Raw genomic sequence first — 20,847 nt, forward strand, 5'->3', positions numbered from 1 at the left:
ACTCGTTAAACCATCAGGTACTCCATCATCACAAACCTCTAAATCAGTCGGAAATACTAATAATGGTAATGGATTTACAATAATTTCTAGAGTTGTTCCAATGACACATCCTTGTCCTGTGTTAGGTGTAAAGGTATAAGTAGTTGTAGTTGAATTGTCAATAGCTGGACTCCAATTACCTGTAAAACCATTATTTGATGTTGTAGGCAATAGTCCTAAAGTATCACCAATACATATAGAATCGACAACATCAAAAACAGGTATTGCATTAGCAATAATAATAATTTCTAATGTAGCAGTAGTTGCAGATTGTCCTGGATCTGGTGTAAAAGTGTAGGTAGTAGTTGTCGTGTTATCTAAAGCAGGGCTCCAACTTCCGTTGATACCATTGTTCGATGTAGTTGGTAATGGCGACAAAAGATCACCGCTACATATCGGTGTAACAGTATCAAAAAGAGGAGTTTCAACTAAAAAATCTCTGTAATCAAAATCAATAGTTAGAGGATTAGCATTACTACCATTATCTAAAGTATCATCGTCTGTATCCAATAATAAGAAATTTATACCATCAAATGCTAAACCATTTACATCTGTATAGTTGTCTATCACTTCTACAGTTAAATCGTTATCTAATCCGTTTGAGCCTGTTACGCCCGAAAGTGAAAAACCAGTTTCATTAGCATCTAACAAAGCATCATTATCACTATCTAAATCTAAATAATCTACTTCGTCAGAACTATCTGTATTTACTGGGTTTAAGCCTATTCCTGTATGTGTATAGGTAGCAGAAACATTAGATCCAACTCCTGTTTGAGTATCGTCATAACGGTCATCTAATCCGTCCATATTTGAATCTTCAAAGCCAGTATTTGGTGCTCCACTTGGAGGAATATAATTAGCGGTACTTTGAGCTTCTACATTATCAGGAATACCATCATTGTCACTATCTAAATCTTTGTGGTGAAATATAGAATCCGGTAAATCAGTAGCTAATGCATATTTTATAGCATCAAGCGATGCAAAATCACCAGTTGAAGGAGAGGTCTTAGTTAGAACAAGCGTTAATTTGGTAAAATTCACATCGGACACAAAGCCAAAAAATAATTCAACCATATGCCCAATAATAAGTGAAGTGCTATTAGAGCCATCAGTTAAGGTTTCAGTATCTGAAATATTAGTGCCAGCACTAGGATTAGAAAACGTAGTAATATTTATATCATCAATTAGGATTGATGTTGTGTAAATAGCATTATTATCTGCATCGTAAAAATCAACTATTTCAAACCCTGCTGCACGTACTGGGTTATCAAATATAATATCAAAAATCACAATTGAACCATTAGAATTAATTTCATAGTTTATAGCGTTTCCTGAAGTATTATCTGGACCACTAACTTGATTAGTAGTCAAATTTATAGGGTCAGCAGGTCCTGTAGTTGAGGCTGTAATATTTAGACCTGTTCCAGAAAAATTAGGCTCACTACCCGTAAAATCATCAACATTATTAATTTGTGTCATTCCTGAGTTTAATACTGCAGTTTGCCAAGCTGATGATGCTAAACCTGAATCATCGGTAACACTATTTATATAAAAGGAAGTTCCTAAAGTCACTACTTCCCAACTTTCAATACCCTTATAAGGGGAATCAATAGCATCAGTAATACCATCATTGTCATCATCTATATCACAAAAATCAAAAACACCATCATCATCAGTATCTATTGAACTTACTTCAATTGTCAGTGTTACCAAGTCTGCACACTGACCAGCGTCTGGTGTAAAAGTATATGTAGTTGTTGTTGTATTGTTTATAGCTGGATTCCAACTTCCAGTAAAACCGTTGTTTGATGTAGTAGGTAGCTGTGCTAAATTTTCTCCTGCACATATAGAGTCTACAGCATCAAATATAGGAATAACCTGAGTTCCTGAAATTATCCAACTACATGTCAAACTAACAAAGTTTGCGATTTCCCAACACTCTAAACCTGTAGGTTCTATTGGTTGTGATCCAGTAATTTCCCAGCTACATGTTGCAGAATTAACACTAGCTGTTTCCCAACATTCTAAAGTTGGTGGATTGGGCAATTGAATAATAGAAATTTCAAAATTAGTGGAAAACGTGATACAATCATTGTTACTTAGATTTGTTGCAAACTCAGCAACTTTAGCTCTATAATAAGTGCTAGTTGTAACTCCTGTAAGTACTAAATTATCATTTGTTGCTCCAACAATATCTGTCCAATTAATTTCATCCGGACTTTCTTGCCATTGGTAAAAGTGATCATTAAAAACAGAATTATCTGGAATTGCTGTTAAGGTTGTTGAATAAGGCGTTTCGCTACTGCACACAGAAACAGATGTATTATTGGAAGGGTCTATTACCGAAATAAAATCACCACAACTTTTAAAGACAATATCATCAATAGCTAAATCATTTCCGCATCCTCCGACTCCATTATTAATCATTTTTAAGATGACTGAGGTTTGTCCAGTTAAGGTTTGAAAAACCAATCCATATTGCTGCCAATTTGGTGTTCCTGTGCCAAAAATGTTGCCTGTATCACCAGTAGCTAACAGATTAGTGTCTGTTATGTCCCAAATTTGAAATCTAACATTTACGGGTATCCCATTACCTCCGCAACCAGAACTAGGTAAAATATTAAGAAGCCAAGACGAAAACTCATAGGTAGTATTTTCACACAGGTCATTAATTGAAGTGGTATAAAATTCACCAGTAGTAAAACTTGCATTTACTATTAGTGCCTTTCCATTAGTGTCACCAGGTGTGTGATCGCTTGGCATATTCCAACCATAAGCAAAGGTATTGCTGCCGATAGTATACTCACCATCTTGTGGACCATCAAATCCCACAAAATTATAAGTTGATGTTCCAGCTGGTAATTGAGGTCCATATCCAGTGCCAGTTCCAAAGTTTTCAACAAAAATTGGATCTCCAGAATTTCCTTGGCAAAAATCTAATTGCGCAAATGTGGATTCTGAAGAGAAAAAAACACAAAAAATTATGATTATATTATGATATAATTTATTCTTTCTCACGTTTAAATATATAGAGAAAATAATGAGTATTATTATATAATATCAAATTATCAAACCGTTATAGCTACTATAACGTTATAGTAGAGCTAATGTATAGGTTAACCAACTTAATAAAGATCCATAAAAAGAAAACAATTGTACTAGGAGTGCTACTTATTTGTTACTTTTTTTGTTTACCAAAGGACTTATTTAAAGATCCTACAGCTACAGTTATTACATCCAAAAACAATGAATTGTTAGGAGCACAAATTGCTACTGATGGGCAATGGCGATTTCCTCATAATGATAGTGTTCCTGAAAAGTTTAAAATCTGTATTGTACAGTTTGAGGACGAATACTTTTACAGACATCCAGGTTTTAATCCCGTTTCAATTTTTAAGGCATTAAAAGGTAATATTAGTTCTGGGGAAGTGAAACGTGGTGGAAGCACGTTAACACAACAAGTTATTCGGCTTTCTCGAAAAGGACAATCAAGAACTTACTTTGAAAAAGTTAAAGAAATAATTTTAGCTACTCGATTAGAACTTCGCGATTCAAAAGAGGAAATTTTAGCGTTCTATAGTAGCAATGCGCCTTTTGGAGGTAATGTTGTTGGCTTGGATGCCGCTTCTTGGCGTTACTTTAATAGAGATGTACATCAACTTTCTTGGGCTGAAAGTGCCACTCTAGCAGTGCTACCAAATGCACCAAGTTTAATATATCCTGGGAAAAACCAAGAACGTCTATTACAAAAACGCAATCGATTACTTAAAAAACTTCTAGCAAATACGATTATAGATACGCTTACTTATAAGTTGTCAATTGCTGAAGGCTTACCTCAAAAACCATATGCCTTGCCTCAATTGGCTCCACATTTATTACAAAAAGTTGCTCAAAAAAATAAAGGTGAAATCATTCAAACAACTATCGATACAAAGCTTCAAGAACGTGTGAATCACATTGTAAAAAATCAATATAATATTCTGAAACAAAACGAAATACATAATACTGCTGTCTTAGTTTTGGATGTTCATACTAGAGAAGTTCTAGCATATATTGGTAATTCACCAACAGATAGGGCTCATCAAAAAGATGTTGACGTTATAGACAAACCACGAAGTACAGGTAGTATTCTAAAACCTTTTTTATATGCAGCCATGTTAGATTCTGGAGACTTATTGCCAAATACTTTAGTGGCAGATATCCCTTCACAATTTGGAAGTTATAATCCTGAAAATTTCAATAAAGAATTTGATGGTGTGGTTCCTGCAAGTAGAGCTTTATCACGTTCATTAAATGTTCCTGCCGTTAGAATGCTTCAAGACTTTGGATTGGATCGATTTCATCAATATTTAAAACAATTACAACTTAAAGACTTAAAATACAATGCCAACCATTATGGATTATCGCTCATTCTTGGAGGAGCCGAAAGTAATCTTTGGGATTTATGTAAAAGCTATGCTGCTTTATCATCAACATTAAACCATTTTTCGGAAACATCAAGTGAATATTATTCCAATGAGTTTGTTGAACCAACCTTTATGGCTTCAGAAAATATAGACTTCGGAAAGACATCAACTGACAAAACCTTGTTTGATGCTGCTTCAATTTATCTGACTTACGATAGTTTAAAAAAAGTGAATCGCCCTGAAGGTGATGAAAGCTGGGAGTTTTTTGATGACTCCAAACAAATCGCATGGAAAACGGGAACAAGTTTTGGATTTCGTGACGCTTGGGCAATTGGTACAACTAAAGATTATGTAGTTGGTGTTTGGGTTGGCAATGCAGATGGCGAAGGTCGACCAGGTTTAGTTGGCGTGCAAACTGCTGCTCCAATTCTATTTGATGTATTTGATATATTGCCAAATAGCGATTGGTTTGCAAAACCATTTGATGAAATGCAAGAGGTTAGTATATGTACTAAAAGTGGACATCGTGCGTCTTCGATTTGCGATAACACCGAAGATACTTTTGTTCAGATTAGCGGTTTAAAAACAGAACCTTGTCCATATCATATTCTTGCTCATGTAGATGCTAATGAAACTTATCAAGTGAACTCTTCTTGTGAAGAATTAAGTTCTATTAAGCATAAGCCTTGGTTTGTATTGTCGCCATTAAAAGCCTATTACTATAAAACTAAAAACCCGTTTTATAAACCGTTGCCAAAACTGCGAATAGATTGTATGGGTGAAAATCAAATTACTATGGATTTTATATATCCAAAGAGGAACAATTCGGTATTTCTTCCTAAAGATTTCGATGGAGAAACTAATGATTTGATTTTAAAAATCACTCACTCAAAACCCGAATCTAGTGTGTATTGGTATTTAGATGAACGCTATGTTGGCACAACTAAAGACATTCATGAATTGGCTATTATTCCAAAAGCTGGAGAACATCTTATTACAGTAGTCGATGAATTTGGAAATGAAGCAAAGCGAAAAATTTCAATTTCAGAATAAAAAAAGGCACTCGTTTGAGCGCCTTTCTGTTTTTAAATCAACTGTTTATTTTCCTAACATGAGTAATTCATTACAAACTACTTCAGTAGTATAACGTTTGTTTCCCTCTTTATCATCCCAAGTTCTTGTGGTCAACTTACCTTCGATAGCGATCTCTTTTCCCTTGGTAATAAACTTTTCTACAATCTCTGCAGTTTTCCCCCAAGCTACCACATTGTGCCATTGTGTATCTGTTACTTTTTCGCCTTGTGCATTTTTATAGCTTTCATTAGTTGCTATTGAGAATTTAGCTAATATTTTTCCTGATTCAAGAGTAATGATTTCTGGATCGTTTCCTAAGTTACCGATCAATTGTACTTTGTTTCTTAACGTATTCATAAGATAAGATTTTAATTATATTGAATGTCATTAGTTCGATTCAACATTGCAAATATGAAACAGCCTGCAGACTTTAGTCGGTTGTTACGTGTTTAAATTCGTTTGTAATTATTTGTTGTCGTTTGTAAACGGATAATAATTCGCTATCTTTGCCAACTATGATCAAGTATCTCAGCTATTTATATCCTATGACACGAAAAGTGACATCTAAGTACAGTGACACTTTAGAAATCACTTGGCACAATGGGAAAAAACACCTAAACACCAAAAACGCAAACTATTCTTATGGATCATTACAAGCCATTTTAAAGTTTGGGCTAGAGAAAATTGAATTAAAAAACATGAACTCTATTTTGCTTTTAGGACTTGGTGGAGGAAGTGTGATTGAAACGCTTCGACAAGATTTTAACTATCAAAAACAGATTACAGCAATAGATATCGATCCTGTAATTATAGATATAGCTAAAACAGAATACCAACTTGAAAGCAATTCAAATACTACTATTATTTGTGAAGATGCGCTTAAATTCATAAAAGATAACACGAGTAAATTTGACCTTATCATAATTGATTTATTTATTGATATTAAAGTGCCTCAGCAATTTTTAGAACTGTCATTTTGGGAAGATGTGGTGAAGTCAAAATCTACAAATGGTGTGATTTTATTTAACGCGTCATTAGAAGATAAAAAGAGTAATAAATTAAAATCTGTTATCGAATTTTTAAAAACTAAGGTCTATAAAGTTGATGTATACAATAAAGTAAATGACACAAATACTGTAATTATTTCGCAATCATTATAACCAAAATAAACTCATAAATTATGGAAAAACAATGTCCAGAATGTGGCGATAAAATCGTTGGCAGAATTGATAAAAAATTCTGTAGTGATGCCTGCCGTAATTCTTATAACAACACCATAAATAAAGACAACAAAAACCTAATTAGAAACACTAATAATTGGTTACGTAAAAACTACCGAATTCTTGAAGTTTTAAATCCAAATCAAAAAACGAAGGTCTCTAGAGCCAAGTTAATTGAAAAAGGATTTGATTTCAATTACTTCACCAGCATTTACACCACTAAAGCAGGAACCGTGTACTATTTTGTTTATGACCAAGGCTATTTACCGCTTGAAGGAGATTACTACGCGTTGGTGAAACGAGAGAGTTAGTTGTAACTATTTGTGACAATTCAATACTTATAAAGTATAACATCAAACTAAATGAGTGAACCAATCATTATTGCCTGTGTCTTTAGCGTTGTCGGAATTATTATTTTCTGCACCTATTATTTCAGCAGAAAAAATGTGATTATTAGAACACTTTCAAAAATACCACACAAACCTGCTTCGAGTTTAAAAACGAATCAACTGTCAAAAGTAAGCGGGAAAGCACTACACGTAAAAGAACCTTTAATTGCTCCATATTCAAAACGGAAATGTGTGTTTTATCAAATTGTTATTCAACAAAAAGTAAATACGGGAAAGAGTTCACATTGGAAAACAATTGTTGATGAAGAACGTTCTCAAGAATTCTTTATTCAAACTAAAAATGATTTTGTGATTGTTTCTCCAGAAGAAAACCCGAAAAACTACAAATGCTATTTAGTAAAAGATCAAGATCAAAATTCTGGCACATTCAATAATCCGACTCAAAAATTTATAGCTCTTTTACAACACTATCATATCGATCATACTACACTATTTGGTTTTAATAAACGTCTACGATATAAAGAAGGTGTTATCGAAATTGGAGAAGAAATTACTGTTGCTGGAATAGCTAAATGGAAAACACTAAGCGAACCAATGCCTGAATATCCATATTCAAAAATTGCAACCTTAGAAAGTGTAGATAAACAAAAGATTATTATTACTGACTTGCCCGAAATACGTCATAAAAGACGCTAAATTATTTCCAGTTTTGTCCTTTCATCTCTATAGCAGCTTTGAGAACATCCTTTTGGCTAATTTGTCCAACTAACTTCCCATTTTCAACAATAGGGAAACGACGTATTTTAGATTCTAAAAATTTATTAGCAGCATCAAATATATTCATGTTACCATCAATAGTCTCTACGTGCTTTACCATTCTATTTTCAACAGTATGTTGTTCCATTGGCATGTTATAGTATCGACTTTCACTTATTTGTTTTAAACAATCACCTTCAGAAATGACACCAACCAGTTCATTATTATTATTAACTACAGGACCACCAGAAATCTTGTATTTAATTAGCGTTTGTATCACTTCTTCAACCTTTTGCTCAGGTCTAAACGTGATTATCTCACGTGACATATAATCACTTACTTTTAATGATGCAACTTCTATTGTATTCTGTTGCAGCTTTCTTGCCCCTTGAAAACTTTTAATGCCCATAACCAATTTTTTTGTGTTGAATTTAAAGTTACTGAAAATAAGTGAATTATGCTAAAGCAAAAATCAAGCTAATAATTTGTACATTTCGAAGCACTTAAAAATAAAATTTTGAAACAAAAGATTTGCGTAATAGGTTGTGGTTGGTTGGGTTTACCACTTGCAAAATCTATGATAAAAAAAGACTTCTTTGTAAAAGGATCTACCACCTCTTTTGAAAAAATAAGTATTTTAAACTCACATGAAATTAAAGGCTTTTTAGTACAATTATCTTCGGAAGGTATTACTGGAGACATTGAAGATTGCCTCTCAGATTGTGAAACCTTAGTACTTAATATTCCACCTGGATTAAGAAAAAACCCTGAAGCAAATTATGTAAAGCAAATGCAACATATTTTACCTTACGTAGAAGCATCTTCTATTAAAAATGTCTTGTTTGTAAGTTCGACTTCGGTATATGATGATCATGAATTGTGTCCTGTAATTTCTGAAACTAGTCAAACATCAAAAACATCAAATGTTGCTCAACAAATAGTTGCTGTTGAAGAATTATTTCAGAATAACGTAAATTTTAAAACAACAGTACTTCGTTTTTCAGGATTATTTGGAGTGGATAGACATCCTGCAAAATTCCTATCAGGAAGACAAAATATAAAAGACCCTGAAGCACCAATAAACCTGATTCATCTAAATGATTGTGTAGCAATCATTGAAAAAATTATAGAAGAAAACGCTTGGAATGACACATTTAACGCGTCTTCAACGGATCATCCTACTAAGCAAAAGTATTATACTATGGTTTGTAAAGCCCAAAATTTACCATTACCAATATTTGATAATACCTTAAAAAGTAAGGGTAAAATCATAGATTCAACAAAGCTGGCACGTGTTTTGGATTACTCGTTTGAAATTAAACTACAATAATTAGCATCTTTTTAAGATTCTGTTTTGTTTATTTTTTTAGTTTTGACACACAAAATAATTATGATTATGAAAAAAATTCTTTGCCTAGTTGTTATAATGGCTTCAATGAGCATGACAGCGCAAACAAAAACGGAGCTTTTAAAGCACTTTGAAGGGTATTACAAACAAATGAAAAACCAAGGCGATGTTCAAGGCGTGATAAATGCTATGACACATCTTAATGTATTACAGCCTAGTCAACAACGATTAGACACTCTAGCATATATTTATGTTTCAGAAGGTAGAAACCTAGAGGCTTTAAACACCATTGGTATTGATAATAATGCTACAGATTCTAATATCAGTACAGAAGTAAAAGCACTTGCATTAAAAGCTTTAAACCAGCCTCAACGTGCTGTTATTTTTTACGAAGTGTTATTTCAAAAAGAGCCAAATTCATATTTAGCTTATGAAATTGCCGATCTAAAAACACAAACACAAGATTTAGCGGGAGCAAAAGCTAGCGTGGATTATGGGTTAGCTAATGTAAAAGATGAGATGAAGAAAGCCTTTTATGAAACGCAGCAACCTTATGATGTATCTATGAAAGGAGCATTAACTTATTTAAAAGCTATAGTTTTATTTAACATGAATAAAATCGATAATTTAGATCAAGCAATTGGTTTATTAGATGAAGCTCTTGTAATGGATGCAAACTTTAATTTAGCTCAAATAAGTAAAGATGCTTTACAAGCAATGAAAGCACCTAAGAAAGAATAACAAGTTATTATATATAATAAAAAAGCCTTTTGTGAATTACAAAAGGCTTTTTTATTTGGTAGTATTTGATTAGAACTTATAGCTCAAACCAATAGTCCAATATGTTTGTAAGTCATTATCAACATTATCAAAGTCTGGAGTATCTCCCATACCATCAAATGTCGCTAAACCATAATTAAGTGCTTCTTGTTTATTACTTCTTAAACCAAAGTCAAAACCAACACCAATCATTTTCCAAAGGGTATAACCGAAAGAGTTTGTCCATGTCCAGTTGGATAAGTCTCCACTCTTATAACTTTGGAAAGCAGATAAATTAGATTTAAAGTTTACTGCTCCAATTTGTCTTGTATAATCTGCAACAATTTTAGCACCTAAAGATGATTCAAATACATTGTCATTATCAGCAAAAACAAAGTTGTAGTTTAAAGGATGAACCACTACAATTAAGTCTTGAATTGGTAACCATGTGAAACCAACACCAACATCTAAATATCCAGGATCATTAAAGTTATCTAAAAGTGTTGTTCTATATTCCATTAATGTAGAAACAGCCAGTTTTTTAGTTATGTTTCTTCCATAAAGTGATGAAATACTAAAAACGTCTGTAGTTGGATTGAAATCATCATCATCAAAATCTGTGTCTTTATCATCTAATTTTACCCAGTTTAAATTTGCTGTTAAAGAATTTCTCCAAAAATGTTTTTCTTCAATTAAATTAGCATAACCATTAACTGTAATACCAATACTTCCTGAAGAATTATTAGGAGTTCCTTGAGAATACCAATTATTAAAATTTGATAAATTCCCACCTATAGTTCCAAATGCACCTATTTTCCATCCAGGTAAAGCATCTATTTGGGACTGTAATGCATCTGCTTCTGCTTGAGCTGCATCTGCCATAGCTTGTTTTTCAGATTTTTGAGTTTCTAATTCTTCTTTAGTTTGCGAAAAACTAAAAGTAATTGCAAACATAAAGAATGCTGCTAAAAGTGATTTTTTGTTCATAATGTCTTAAAATTTAATAAATAAAAATTATTATCCGTTTACAAATATAAGTGTTTAATCTTTAGTAACATTTGTTAAACATGTTGATTTTTTATATCGTATAAATTAAGACAATAAAATTATACAAAAGTCACATTTTTTATAGTATTATTTTCTTTTAAATAGTGGAACAGAAGAACACGCTTCACCATACATAATAGATTTAGCAACCGGTTTTAATGCTTCGGTAAGTAAAATATATGCATTATCTGGTACTGGTTTGTTAGAACAGCCTTTAATAATAATTGGTTTGTCTTGATAAGAGTCAAGATCTAAATCATTAATAATGTTTTGATAAATAGATGTCTCTAAGGTGTTTAAATCACCTATAATGGCCTTTTTGGAAAAAGAGGATAGTTCTATAGTCATGAGCATATATGCCCAAGCAGGAACAATGGCATCAGTAGAACAAATAAGAGCTACATATTGGTTTTCATATTGTGACCAATCATGATCTGCAACATGCTTTCTAAAGTCTTTTTCGCGAAGCACAAGCCCTTCATAAAGCCAATCTTTAATATCAAATAGTACGCGCTTTCCTTGAGGATAAAAATCTTCTAAATCAATAACCACAAGTTTACTTTGCGCAACTCTATTTATAATTTCGTCTGCCATTTTGAAATTATCTTAAAGCATTCCAAGTTCAAGTTTTGCTTCTTCACTCATTAAATCTTGACTCCAAGGCGGATCAAAAGTAATTTCAACCTCAGCCGATTTTACATCGTTTAACGATTTTACTTTTTCTTCAACTTCTAATGGAAGAGTTTCTGCAACTGGACAGTTAGGCGTCGTTAACGTCATTAAAATTTTAACTTCGTAATCTTCATTTACAAATACGTCGTAAATTAGACCTAATTCGTAAATATCTACTGGTATTTCTGGATCGAAAATAGTTTTTATAACTCTTACAATTTTCTCTCCTAATGCATTTGTATCTATAGTAGTTTCCATATTAATTCAATTGTGTTTGGTATGCAACAGCATACATCTTTAATTTCTTTATCATACTCACTAAACCGTTTGCTCTGGTAGGTGATAGATGTTCTTTTAATCCTATTTGATCGATAAAATCAGTATCTGACTCAATAATATCTTTTGGATGTTGATTAGAAAAAACTCTAATTAAAATAGCAATGATACCTTTAGTAATAATCGCATCACTATCAGCCGTAAACACTATTTTATCATTCTTCATATCAGCATGTACCCAAACTTTACTTTGACAGCCTTTTATGATGTTGTCTTCTGTTTTATATTGCCCATCAATAAGCGGTAAAGTTTTACCAAGATCAATCATATATTGGTAACGCTCTTCCCAATCATCAAACATTGCAAACTCTTCAATGATATCATTTTTTATCTCTGTAATAGTCATTGTTTTTCTTTAATTAAGCATTAAGATAAGTGTATTACAAAAATACAATATCTCTATTGTTTAGTCATTGTTTCCTTAATAGATAACACTTTGTCAACAAATAAAGCAATCGGTTTTGGCGGATTGCCATGATCAAAACCATTTGATGTATAAATGGTTTCACCTACATTTATTTTAAGCACTCCCATTGCTGCTGCATCATGTTGAAACGTTTTTGATGGCGGCTCTAATGAAGGAATTGACTCCACATCTAGATCATTATAAAGAGCCATAAGCTCAGAAAGTTGTTCGTCAGATAAATGACGTCTTTCAATGTCTATTAAATTTCTATCATTAGTATATTTAAGGACACTCCCTTCAATCCAAATCGCTTCAAAAAAACCTCTAGTCGATGCTCTATATGTGATATTAATTGTCTCGCCTTGTCTAGATTTAGACATCATTTTCTCATTAGCTGTGATCAAGATGTCTTCATCGTTTTTTAGACTTAATTTTCCATTTGTTAATTCATATGCATTTACCTTCGCTAAAGTTTGAAACATTTTTAGTTCAATCTTATTCGCTTCATCTTCACACATCATTCTCGTAGCTCCTAATTCAGATAAAGAAATTGTATTTCCATCTGTTGTATAGGTCCCAAAAAAACGGTTACAACCAGCAAAACCCGATACCTTATTTGTTTTAGAATCAAATTCTAATGTGAGTTCATCAGTAACATTTGTTGTATCCAATTGCTCTAACACGTATGTACCTGAAATTGTTTCGTTAGTAATCATATCTGTTGTATTGGCTGCGCTTGCGACATCTTGCGAGCTTCCACAAGACTTTAATATAATCATGCTTATTAAAATTGCTAAATGTTTCATGGCTCTTAAATTTTATAGTTTGTATATAATATTACAAAAAGGACGCCAAACTTTACGACAACATCATTTTCGCCTTTTTCACTCCTGAAACTAAAGCATCTATTTCGGCTTTAGTATTGTAAAATGAAAATGACGCTCTTACTGTTCCTGGTATGTTGAAAAATTCCATAATTGGTTGAGCACAATGATGCCCAGTACGAACAGCAATTCCCATTTTATCTAAGATGGTTCCAATATCATAAGGATGTATTCCTTCAATATTAAAAGAAATAACAGACGTTTTATTAGCTGAAGTACCATAAATTTTCAAACCTTCAATTTCTAAAAGCTGTTGTGTACCATAAATTAAAAGCTCTTTTTCATAAGCCGCAATATTTTCAAAACCAATAGAATTCATATAATCAAGGGCAGTTCCAAAGGCAATACCTCCACAAATATTTGGCGTTCCTGCTTCAAACTTATGAGGCAAATCGGCATAAGTGGTTTTTTCAAAAGTAACTTCAGCAATCATTTCACCACCTCCTTGATATGGTGGTAATTTGTTAAGCCATTCTTCTTTTCCGTATAGCATTCCAACTCCAGTTGGTCCACAAATTTTGTGAGCGGATGCAACAAAAAAATCAACATCTAAAGCTTGAACATCTGGCACTAAATGCGGACAAGATTGTGCGCCATCAATTAAAACGGCAGCTCCAACCTGATGTGCTTTATCTATAATTATTTCAATAGGATTAATAGTTCCTAATGCGTTAGAAATATGATTAACGAAAACTAATTTTGTGTTTTCTGAAAGTAAAGCTTCATAATCACTCATGACTAATTCGCCAAGTTCATTCATAGGAATGACTTTCAAAGTTGCTCCAGTTCGTTCACATAACATTTGCCAAGGCACAATATTACTATGATGTTCTAAAGCAGACACAAGAATCTCATCCCCTTTTTCTAATAGAGAAGAAAATCCATTTGCTACTAAATTAATACTATGTGTAGTCCCTGAAGTCATGATAATTTCATGACTATGTTTTGCATTAAAATGCTTTTGAATCTTAAGACGTGCTTGCTCATACAAATCTGTTGCTTCCTGACTCAACGTATGAACACCTCTATGAATATTGGCATTGTAGTTAGAATAATAATCTACAATTGTATCAATGACTTGTTGTGGTGTTTGCGAGGTTGCCGCATTATCAAAATACACTAAAGGTTTCCCGTTGACTTTTCTTTGAAGAATAGGGAAGTCTTTCCTTATGGTTTCAACATCAAAATTTGTATGTTTTAAAGTACCATTCATTACAAATCAAACCCTAAATTAACACCTAATTTGTTTGCAATAATCTTAGTGATACGTTGTTTTATTTCTGGAATTTTAACCGAATCTAAAACATTATTACTAAAGGCAAACATGAGTAATGCTTTTGCTTCTTTTTCTGGAATTCCTCTTGAACGCATATAAAACATTGCGCTTTCGTCTAACTGACCAATAGTACAACCATGAGAACATTTTACATCATCTGCAAAAATTTCTAATTGTGGTTTTGTGTTTATTGATGCACTATCACTTAAAAGAATATTGTTATTCGCTTGAAAAGCATTTGTTTTTTGAGCTTCTTTATCTACGAGAACTTTTCCATTGAAAACACCTGTAGACTTATCAGCAAAAATACCTTTATAGTCTTGGTGGCTTTCACAGTTAGGTTCTATATGATGAACTAATGTGTTATGATCTACATGTTGTTTGTCTCCAATAATGGTAACACCTTTTAAAGTAGAATCGATACGTTCTCCTTCTTGATAAAAGTTAAGGTTGTTTCGTGTCAATTGTCCACCAAAAGAAAACGTATGCACAGAGGCATGACTCTCTCGTTTTTGTTTTACAAACGTATTATCAATAAGCGATGCGTTTTGCTTGTCATTCTGAATTTTATAATAATCAATAATGGCACGTTTATTTGTGAAAATTTCAGTAACACTATTAGTTAATACAGGGTTTTCAGTTAAACTTTGATGGCGTTCGATTATTTGAACATGAGAGTTTTCATCAACAACAATTAAGTTACGAGGTTGTAGCATTAAAGCCGATTCATTTCCTGTAGAAAAATGTAAAATCTGAATTGGTTTTTCAACCACTTTATTCTTTGGAATATGAATGTAAGCACCTTCTTGAGAAAACGCTGTATTTAATGATGACAAGCTATCTTTTGTAGCTGCTTTATTGAAATAGTTCTCAATAAGAATTCTGTATTTTGGTTTTGATAAGGCTGCAGACATCAAACATACATCAATACCATCATGTGTGGTTTGAGACAAGTGTGATGAATATTTCCCATCGATAAATACAATCTTATAACTGTCTATATCATGAATAAAATATTTCTTTATATCACGATATTCTAATGCACTTTCTTTTTTAGGAAACACACTATAATCATGTTTTAAAACACTATTGAGAGATGTATATTTCCAAGCCTCGTCACGTTTTGAAGGAAAGCCTTCATTTTCAAACGTTTTCATTGCTTCACTTCGCACATCGTGAACGGCAGCTTCTACATCTACCAAATCCTCGAATGCCATGAATGACGATACTAATTTATCTTTTAAATCCATTTTTTTAATCTTCAGTTAGCAAAGTATAAGTCTTCAGTCACAATATAAATTGTAGACGAAGTACTTTTCTATGCGTTCACTTCTTCTTTAATCCAATCGTAACCTTTTTCTTCTAGCTCATGAGCTAATTCTTTACCTCCCGATTTTACGATTCGTCCATTATGCAATACATGAACAAAATCTGGAACGATATAATCCAATAAACGTTGGTAATGTGTAATTACAATAACAGCGTTATCTTTACTTTTCAATTTATTTACACCATTAGCAACAATTCGTAACGCATCGATATCCAAACCTGAATCTGTTTCATCTAAAATTGCCAATTTAGGTTCTAGCATTGCCATCTGAAAAATCTCATTACGTTTTTTCTCTCCACCTGAAAACCCTTGATTAAGAGAACGTGATAAGAATTTTCGATCTATTTCAAGCATTTCGGCCTTTTCGCGAATCATTTTAAGCATTTCATTAGCTGGCATATCTGCTAAGCCTTTGGCTTTTCTTGTTTCGTTAATTGCCGTTTTCATGAAGTTAGTTACAGAAACACCTGGAATCTCAACTGGATATTGAAACGATAAGAAAATACCTTTATGAGCACGTTCTTCAGCAGCTAATTCATCAATGTTTTCTCCTTCTAAAAGAATTTCTCCTTGCTCAACTTCGTATTCTTCTTTTCCAGCAATAACAGAAGCTAATGTACTTTTACCAGAACCATTTGGTCCCATAATAGCATGAACTTCACCAGGTTTAACTTCTAAGTTAATTCCTTTTAAGATGGCTTTATCTTCAACACTTGCGTGTAAATCCTTTATTTTTAACATAATATAAATTTCAATTATTCGGTCTTACTATCTCCTAGTTTAATGACGTCGTTCTCTTTAGATTCGTGTTTTTTTACGTTTTCAATCTCTTTGATATCAATTCTGAATGGCCAACCTTCTTCACCTTCTGGTTTTGGAATCAGTTTACCTCTTACTTGAACAGTTACATAATCTGTAGGTTCATTTTTATACGATTTTGCCATGTCATTTAATTCGTGCATTTTGTCGTTAATGACAACACCATAAATATCATTACGTGTTTGCAAAACAGCTGCATCTGCATAATAAATAAACTGCCCAACCATCAATTTTAAACCATCATTTTGTTTGGCTGTTTTTCCATTTTCAGTAACTGCATTTTCATCTACAGGAACTGTTTCTGTTTTTGTGTCATTTTTACAACCTGTAAAAAGACTAGCTACTAAAAAGAGTGTAAGTAATTTTTTCATTTTAAAATATTGCTTGTATTAATGATTATCCTACTGAACCTTCTAGACTAATTTCTAAAAGTTTCTGAGCTTCAACAGCAAACTCCATTGGTAATTTATTTAAGACTTCTTTACTAAAACCATTCACGATAAGTGCAATTGCCTTTTCCGTTGAAATTCCTCTTTGGTTACAATAAAATATTTGGTCTTCACCAATTTTACTCGTTGTTGCTTCATGCTCAATTTGAGCCGATTTATTTTTCACTTCTATATACGGAAATGTATGTGCACCACATTCATTTCCCATCAATAAACTATCACATTGAGAGAAATTTCGTGCATTATCTGCACGAGAGCTAATTTGAACTAGTCCTCTGTAGGAGTTTTGAGATTTTCCTGCAGAAACTCCTTTTGAAATAATGGTTGACTTGGTATTCTTACCTAAGTGAATCATTTTTGTTCCAGTATCAGCTTGCTGGTAATTGTTTGTTACAGCAATAGAATAAAATTCACCTACTGAATTATCTCCTTTTAAAATACAACTTGGATATTTCCATGTCACAGCAGAACCTGTCTCAACTTGAGTCCAAGAGATTTTTGCGTTTTTCTCGCAAAGTCCCCTTTTTGTCACAAAATTGTACACTCCGCCTTTACCTTCAGCATTTCCTGGATACCAGTTTTGTACTGTTGAATACTTTATTTCAGCATCATCCATTGCAATTAACTCAACAACTGCTGCATGTAATTGATTTTCATCTCTACTTGGTGCTGTACAACCTTCCAAGTAACTTACATAACTTCCTTCATCTGCTATAAGTAAAGTTCTTTCAAATTGTCCTGTTCCTCCTTGGTTAATTCTAAAGTAGGTTGACAATTCCATTGGACACCTCACTCCTTTTGGAATATAACAGAAAGAACCATCACTAAACACAGCCGAATTTAAGGCCGCATAAAAGTTGTCTTTTGTTGGTACTATTGTACCAATATATTTTCTCACAAGCTCTGGATGCTCTTTAATAGCCTCCGAAATACTCATAAAAATAATGCCTTTTTCAGACAATGTTTTTTTAAATGTTGTTGCAACAGAAACTGAATCCACAACAATATCCATAGCGACATTGTTCATTTTTTTCTGTTCATCCACTGAAATTCCTAGCTTTTTATACATGGCTAAAAGATCGGGATCTACGTCGTCTAATGTTTTATTAGGATCGACAGCTACTGGTGCAGAATAATAAGCAATAGCCTGAAAATCAGGTTTTTTGTAATTAACATTTGCCCATTCTGGCTCAGTCATTTCTTTCCAGACTTTAAAGGCATCAAGTCTCCATTCTGTCATCCATTGTGGCTCTTCTTTCTTCTTAGAAATTGCACGAACGATATCTTCATTTAAACCGATAGGAAAAGTTTCAGATTCAATATCTGTAAAAAAACCATATTCATATTCTTTGGTTTTTAATTCTTCCCTTAAATCGTCTTCAGTATATTTTGACATGTTTGTTTTAAATTTTAAAGTGAAAATGATTCACCACAACCACAAGTACGGTTGGCATTAGGATTATTAAATACAAATCCTGCTCCATTAAGTCCTCCCGAATATTCTAACGTAGTACCTATGAGGTATAAAAAACTCTTTTTGTCGACAATAATTTTCACACCATTGTCCTCAAAAACTTTATCCTCTTCTTTTTGTTCTTTATCAAACTTTAGATCGTATGATAATCCTGAACATCCTCCACTCTTCACTCCTACACGAACAAAATCGATAGCACTATTAAAACCATCATCATTCATGAGCTGAATAACTTTCTTTTTAGCTGTTTCTGATACTTTAATCATTTCTTATATAGATTTCTTCTAAATAGATTGCAAATATATGGTATAAGTAGCCTTTAACCATGTTTCCTAACATTATATTAGCAAATAATAGCATAGAATTAGACTATGAAAATACGAGAAATCTCAGATTCTGAATAAAAATTCAGTTGTAGTACGTGTTTTTAAGCAGAAAGCTTTTGAGGAGAATACCTGTTTTGCAATAGAAACAATTGCCTTAAAGCCGTTTTAATATTTTCGTTTTTTAATGGAAGTGTTTCAAATTTACCACTATCATCAATTGCAATTTTTGATTTGCAAGTCTTACAAGTAAGCTCGTGAGAATCTTTTGATAAACGTTCAAGATTGTGCCCAAAAACAGAGCACGACATATCGTTATTAGTAGTAGTTTTCATAAGTAGGTATTCATTTGGGATTAGAAACTTAATGAAAATGTTCTAGAGTTAGGTTTAAATGCTTATTTTTTCGATGAAATGCACAAATATTCAAAACCAAAGCTTTGAAAATGCACTCAAAATAGTATGGTCTTCAAAAAACATACTATTTTTGCATCATGATTGAAGATAAAAACCCACAACGTACGGCATTAGAAAATTTAGGTGAATTTGGACTTATAGACCATTTGACTAAAAATTTTGATATTAAGCATACATCCACTGTTAAAAGCATTGGTGATGATGCGGCTGTTTTAGATTTCAAAAACAAACAAATTGTAGTTACTACAGATTTACTAATTGAAAATGTTCATTTTGATTTAAGCTATGTACCATTAAAGCATTTGGGTTACAAAGCTGTAGTTGTAAATCTTTCAGATGTTTACGCTATGAATGCTAATGCTACACAAATTACAGTCTCTATAGCTGTTTCAAATCGCTTCCCGCTTGAAGCACTTGAAGATTTGTATGCTGGTATTGAAGCTGCGGCTAAAATATATAACATTGATGTTGTTGGTGGAGATACAACTTCTTCAACCACTGGTCTTATTATTTCAATAACTGCAATAGGTGAAGTTGACGAAAAGGATGTTGTATTAAGATCAGGAGCAAAAGCTAATGATTTAGTTGTTATTACTGGAGATATTGGAGCTGCATATATGGGTTTACAAGTTTTAGAACGTGAAAAAGAAGTGTTTAAAGTAAATCCCCAAAGTCAGCCAGATTTAAGTTTGTACACCTATATTATTGAGCGTCAGTTAAAACCTGAAGCTAGAAAAGATATTGTAGAATTATTACAAAAGCTGGAAGTCAAACCGAGTTCTATGATTGATGTTAGTGATGGTTTATCGTCGGAAATAATTCACTTGTGTAAAAACAGTGATGTTGGTGTTGAATTATATGAAAATAAAATTCCATTAGACCCTCAAGTGATCTCAACTTGTGAAGAGTTTAATATTGACAGTACCACAATTGCTTTAAATGGTGGTGAAGACTATGAATTATTAATGACAATTTCTCAAGAAGACTTTCCGAAAATAAAAGGAAACCCTAACCTAACTGTGATTGGTTATATTACAGAAAAGGCAAGAGGTATGCATTTAATTACAAGAGGTGAACAAGCAATTCCGATAATCGCAAAAGGATTTAATGCTATGAAAAATGAGGCGTAAAACCTATCAAACTTTCTTCATTACTAGTAATAAATGTTCTGTCTTGATTGAATCGCTTTTTAGACATTCTATTATTATGGATACGTTCTAGTACTGAATTAATTTCTTTGTATTTAGGCGTGAGTGGAGTTAGGTCGCCTTTTCCATTTGTTGTCATCTGTGCACTACAATGGGTACACTTATATTCTTTAACGTGATACGTAACTTTTTTAGAGACCTCATATTGGTGTCCAAAAAATGAGCAGTAGATACTTTTCATATTACAGTTATATTTAGTTATTACTTTAGATGGATTAGTCTAAATATATTGAAAACCAAATGTTAACGTGTGTT

Annotated in this window: 23 protein-coding genes; 7 read left to right on the forward strand and 16 right to left on the reverse strand. The window is 32.7% G+C overall.

Annotated elements, in window-relative coordinates; translation table 11 throughout:
• Positions 1-3,057: autotransporter outer membrane beta-barrel domain-containing protein (locus RH81_RS16415; protein WP_479551605.1), on the reverse strand; the 3,057-nt coding region annotated here is incomplete at its 3' end.
• Between the two features lie 89 nt (positions 3,058-3,146).
• Between RH81_RS16415 and pbpC the strand changes: the two genes are divergently transcribed.
• Positions 3,147-5,498, forward strand: coding sequence for a penicillin-binding protein 1C (gene pbpC, locus RH81_RS07090; protein ID WP_033959362.1), 2,352 nt, complete (start codon positions 3,147-3,149; stop codon positions 5,496-5,498).
• Positions 5,499-5,543: 45 nt separating this feature from the next.
• On the opposite strand, the gene RH81_RS07095 is transcribed toward pbpC, so the two are convergent.
• The gene (locus RH81_RS07095; protein ID WP_033959363.1) at positions 5,544-5,876 is read right to left on the reverse strand and encodes a single-stranded DNA-binding protein; all 333 of its coding nucleotides are present in this window, start codon (positions 5,874-5,876) and stop codon (positions 5,544-5,546) included.
• 158 nt (positions 5,877-6,034) lie between these two features.
• Here RH81_RS07095 and RH81_RS07100 point away from each other — a divergent pair, with 158 nt between their 5' ends.
• Genes RH81_RS07100 through RH81_RS07110 form a run of 3 tightly spaced genes read left to right on the forward strand, consistent with a single transcriptional unit; the run spans position 6,035 to position 7,785 of the window.
• On the forward strand, positions 6,035-6,679 hold the full coding sequence (locus RH81_RS07100; RefSeq protein ID WP_033959364.1) for a fused MFS/spermidine synthase: 645 nt from the start codon (positions 6,035-6,037) through the stop codon (positions 6,677-6,679).
• Positions 6,680-6,699: 20 nt separating this feature from the next.
• Positions 6,700-7,050 (forward strand): hypothetical protein, encoded by a 351-nt coding sequence (locus RH81_RS07105; RefSeq protein ID WP_033959365.1) that lies wholly within the window; start codon positions 6,700-6,702, stop codon positions 7,048-7,050.
• Positions 7,051-7,101: 51 nt separating this feature from the next.
• Positions 7,102-7,785, forward strand: a complete 684-nt coding sequence (locus RH81_RS07110) for a GIDE domain-containing protein (protein ID WP_033959366.1) — start codon at positions 7,102-7,104, stop codon at positions 7,783-7,785.
• A gap of 1 nt (position 7,786) precedes the next feature.
• Here the strand turns inward: RH81_RS07110 and RH81_RS07115 are convergent, their stop codons facing one another.
• The gene (locus RH81_RS07115; RefSeq protein ID WP_033959367.1) at positions 7,787-8,254 is read right to left on the reverse strand and encodes a CBS domain-containing protein; all 468 of its coding nucleotides are present in this window, start codon (positions 8,252-8,254) and stop codon (positions 7,787-7,789) included.
• A gap of 108 nt (positions 8,255-8,362) precedes the next feature.
• On the opposite strand from RH81_RS07115, the gene RH81_RS07120 reads away from it, so the two are divergent.
• Together RH81_RS07120 and RH81_RS07125 are read left to right on the forward strand one after the other, a co-directional pair.
• The gene (locus tag RH81_RS07120; RefSeq protein ID WP_033959368.1) at positions 8,363-9,175 is read left to right on the forward strand and encodes a Rossmann-fold NAD(P)-binding domain-containing protein; all 813 of its coding nucleotides are present in this window, start codon (positions 8,363-8,365) and stop codon (positions 9,173-9,175) included.
• A gap of 66 nt (positions 9,176-9,241) precedes the next feature.
• Complete coding sequence (locus RH81_RS07125; protein WP_033960225.1) at positions 9,242-9,934, forward strand: hypothetical protein; 693 nt, start codon at positions 9,242-9,244, stop codon at positions 9,932-9,934.
• 69 nt (positions 9,935-10,003) lie between these two features.
• Here RH81_RS07125 and RH81_RS07130 read toward each other — a convergent pair whose 3' ends face one another.
• The 12 genes from RH81_RS07130 to RH81_RS07185 form a co-directional block, all read right to left on the reverse strand.
• Positions 10,004-10,939 carry a DUF3078 domain-containing protein gene (locus RH81_RS07130; RefSeq protein WP_052172458.1) on the reverse strand — a complete coding sequence of 312 codons (936 nt, stop codon included), beginning with the start codon at positions 10,937-10,939 and terminating at the stop codon, positions 10,004-10,006.
• A 147-nt stretch (positions 10,940-11,086) separates the two neighbouring features.
• Entirely contained in the window at positions 11,087-11,593 is a 507-nt protein-coding gene (locus tag RH81_RS07135; RefSeq protein WP_033959369.1) for a DUF2480 family protein, read from the reverse strand.
• Positions 11,594-11,605: 12 nt separating this feature from the next.
• A complete protein-coding gene (locus RH81_RS07140; RefSeq protein WP_033959370.1) occupies positions 11,606-11,929 on the reverse strand; it encodes a DUF59 domain-containing protein in 324 nt (107 codons plus the stop codon).
• Position 11,930: 1 nt separating this feature from the next.
• Complete coding sequence (locus RH81_RS07145) at positions 11,931-12,353, reverse strand: SufE family protein (RefSeq protein ID WP_033959371.1); 423 nt, start codon at positions 12,351-12,353, stop codon at positions 11,931-11,933.
• A 53-nt stretch (positions 12,354-12,406) separates the two neighbouring features.
• On the reverse strand, positions 12,407-13,219 hold the full coding sequence (locus RH81_RS16420) for an META domain-containing protein (protein WP_052172459.1): 813 nt from the start codon (positions 13,217-13,219) through the stop codon (positions 12,407-12,409).
• 52 nt (positions 13,220-13,271) lie between these two features.
• Positions 13,272-14,510: an aminotransferase class V-fold PLP-dependent enzyme gene (locus RH81_RS07155; protein WP_033959372.1), complete on the reverse strand. Its 1,239-nt coding sequence runs from the start codon at positions 14,508-14,510 to the stop codon at positions 13,272-13,274.
• Positions 14,510-15,823: a Fe-S cluster assembly protein SufD gene (sufD, locus tag RH81_RS07160; protein ID WP_033959373.1), complete on the reverse strand. Its 1,314-nt coding sequence runs from the start codon at positions 15,821-15,823 to the stop codon at positions 14,510-14,512. The genes RH81_RS07155 and sufD overlap by 1 nt, the downstream gene beginning before the upstream one ends.
• 68 nt (positions 15,824-15,891) lie before the next feature.
• Complete coding sequence (gene sufC / locus RH81_RS07165) at positions 15,892-16,644, reverse strand: Fe-S cluster assembly ATPase SufC (protein WP_033959374.1); 753 nt, start codon at positions 16,642-16,644, stop codon at positions 15,892-15,894.
• Between the two features lie 14 nt (positions 16,645-16,658).
• A complete protein-coding gene (locus RH81_RS07170; RefSeq protein ID WP_033959375.1) occupies positions 16,659-17,093 on the reverse strand; it encodes a hypothetical protein in 435 nt (144 codons plus the stop codon).
• Positions 17,094-17,118: 25 nt separating this feature from the next.
• Positions 17,119-18,567, reverse strand: coding sequence for a Fe-S cluster assembly protein SufB (gene sufB, locus RH81_RS07175; protein WP_033959376.1), 1,449 nt, complete (start codon positions 18,565-18,567; stop codon positions 17,119-17,121).
• Positions 18,568-18,581: 14 nt separating this feature from the next.
• Entirely contained in the window at positions 18,582-18,911 is a 330-nt protein-coding gene (locus RH81_RS07180; RefSeq protein ID WP_033959377.1) for a HesB/IscA family protein, read from the reverse strand.
• Positions 18,912-19,072: 161 nt separating this feature from the next.
• Entirely contained in the window at positions 19,073-19,303 is a 231-nt protein-coding gene (locus RH81_RS07185; protein WP_033959378.1) for a hypothetical protein, read from the reverse strand.
• Between the two features lie 158 nt (positions 19,304-19,461).
• Here RH81_RS07185 and thiL point away from each other — a divergent pair, with 158 nt between their 5' ends.
• Positions 19,462-20,514, forward strand: coding sequence for a thiamine-phosphate kinase (gene thiL, locus RH81_RS07190; protein ID WP_033959379.1), 1,053 nt, complete (start codon positions 19,462-19,464; stop codon positions 20,512-20,514).
• Here thiL and RH81_RS07195 read toward each other — a convergent pair.
• Positions 20,495-20,773: a hypothetical protein gene (locus RH81_RS07195; RefSeq protein ID WP_052172460.1), complete on the reverse strand. Its 279-nt coding sequence runs from the start codon at positions 20,771-20,773 to the stop codon at positions 20,495-20,497. The two genes, thiL and RH81_RS07195, sit on opposite strands and share 20 nt — an antisense overlap.
• Positions 20,774-20,847 lie beyond the last annotated feature (74 nt).

The sequence above is a fragment of the Psychroserpens jangbogonensis genome (genome assembly GCF_000797465.1).
In the GTDB taxonomy this organism is placed as follows: Bacteria; Bacteroidota; Bacteroidia; order Flavobacteriales; family Flavobacteriaceae; genus Psychroserpens; species Psychroserpens jangbogonensis.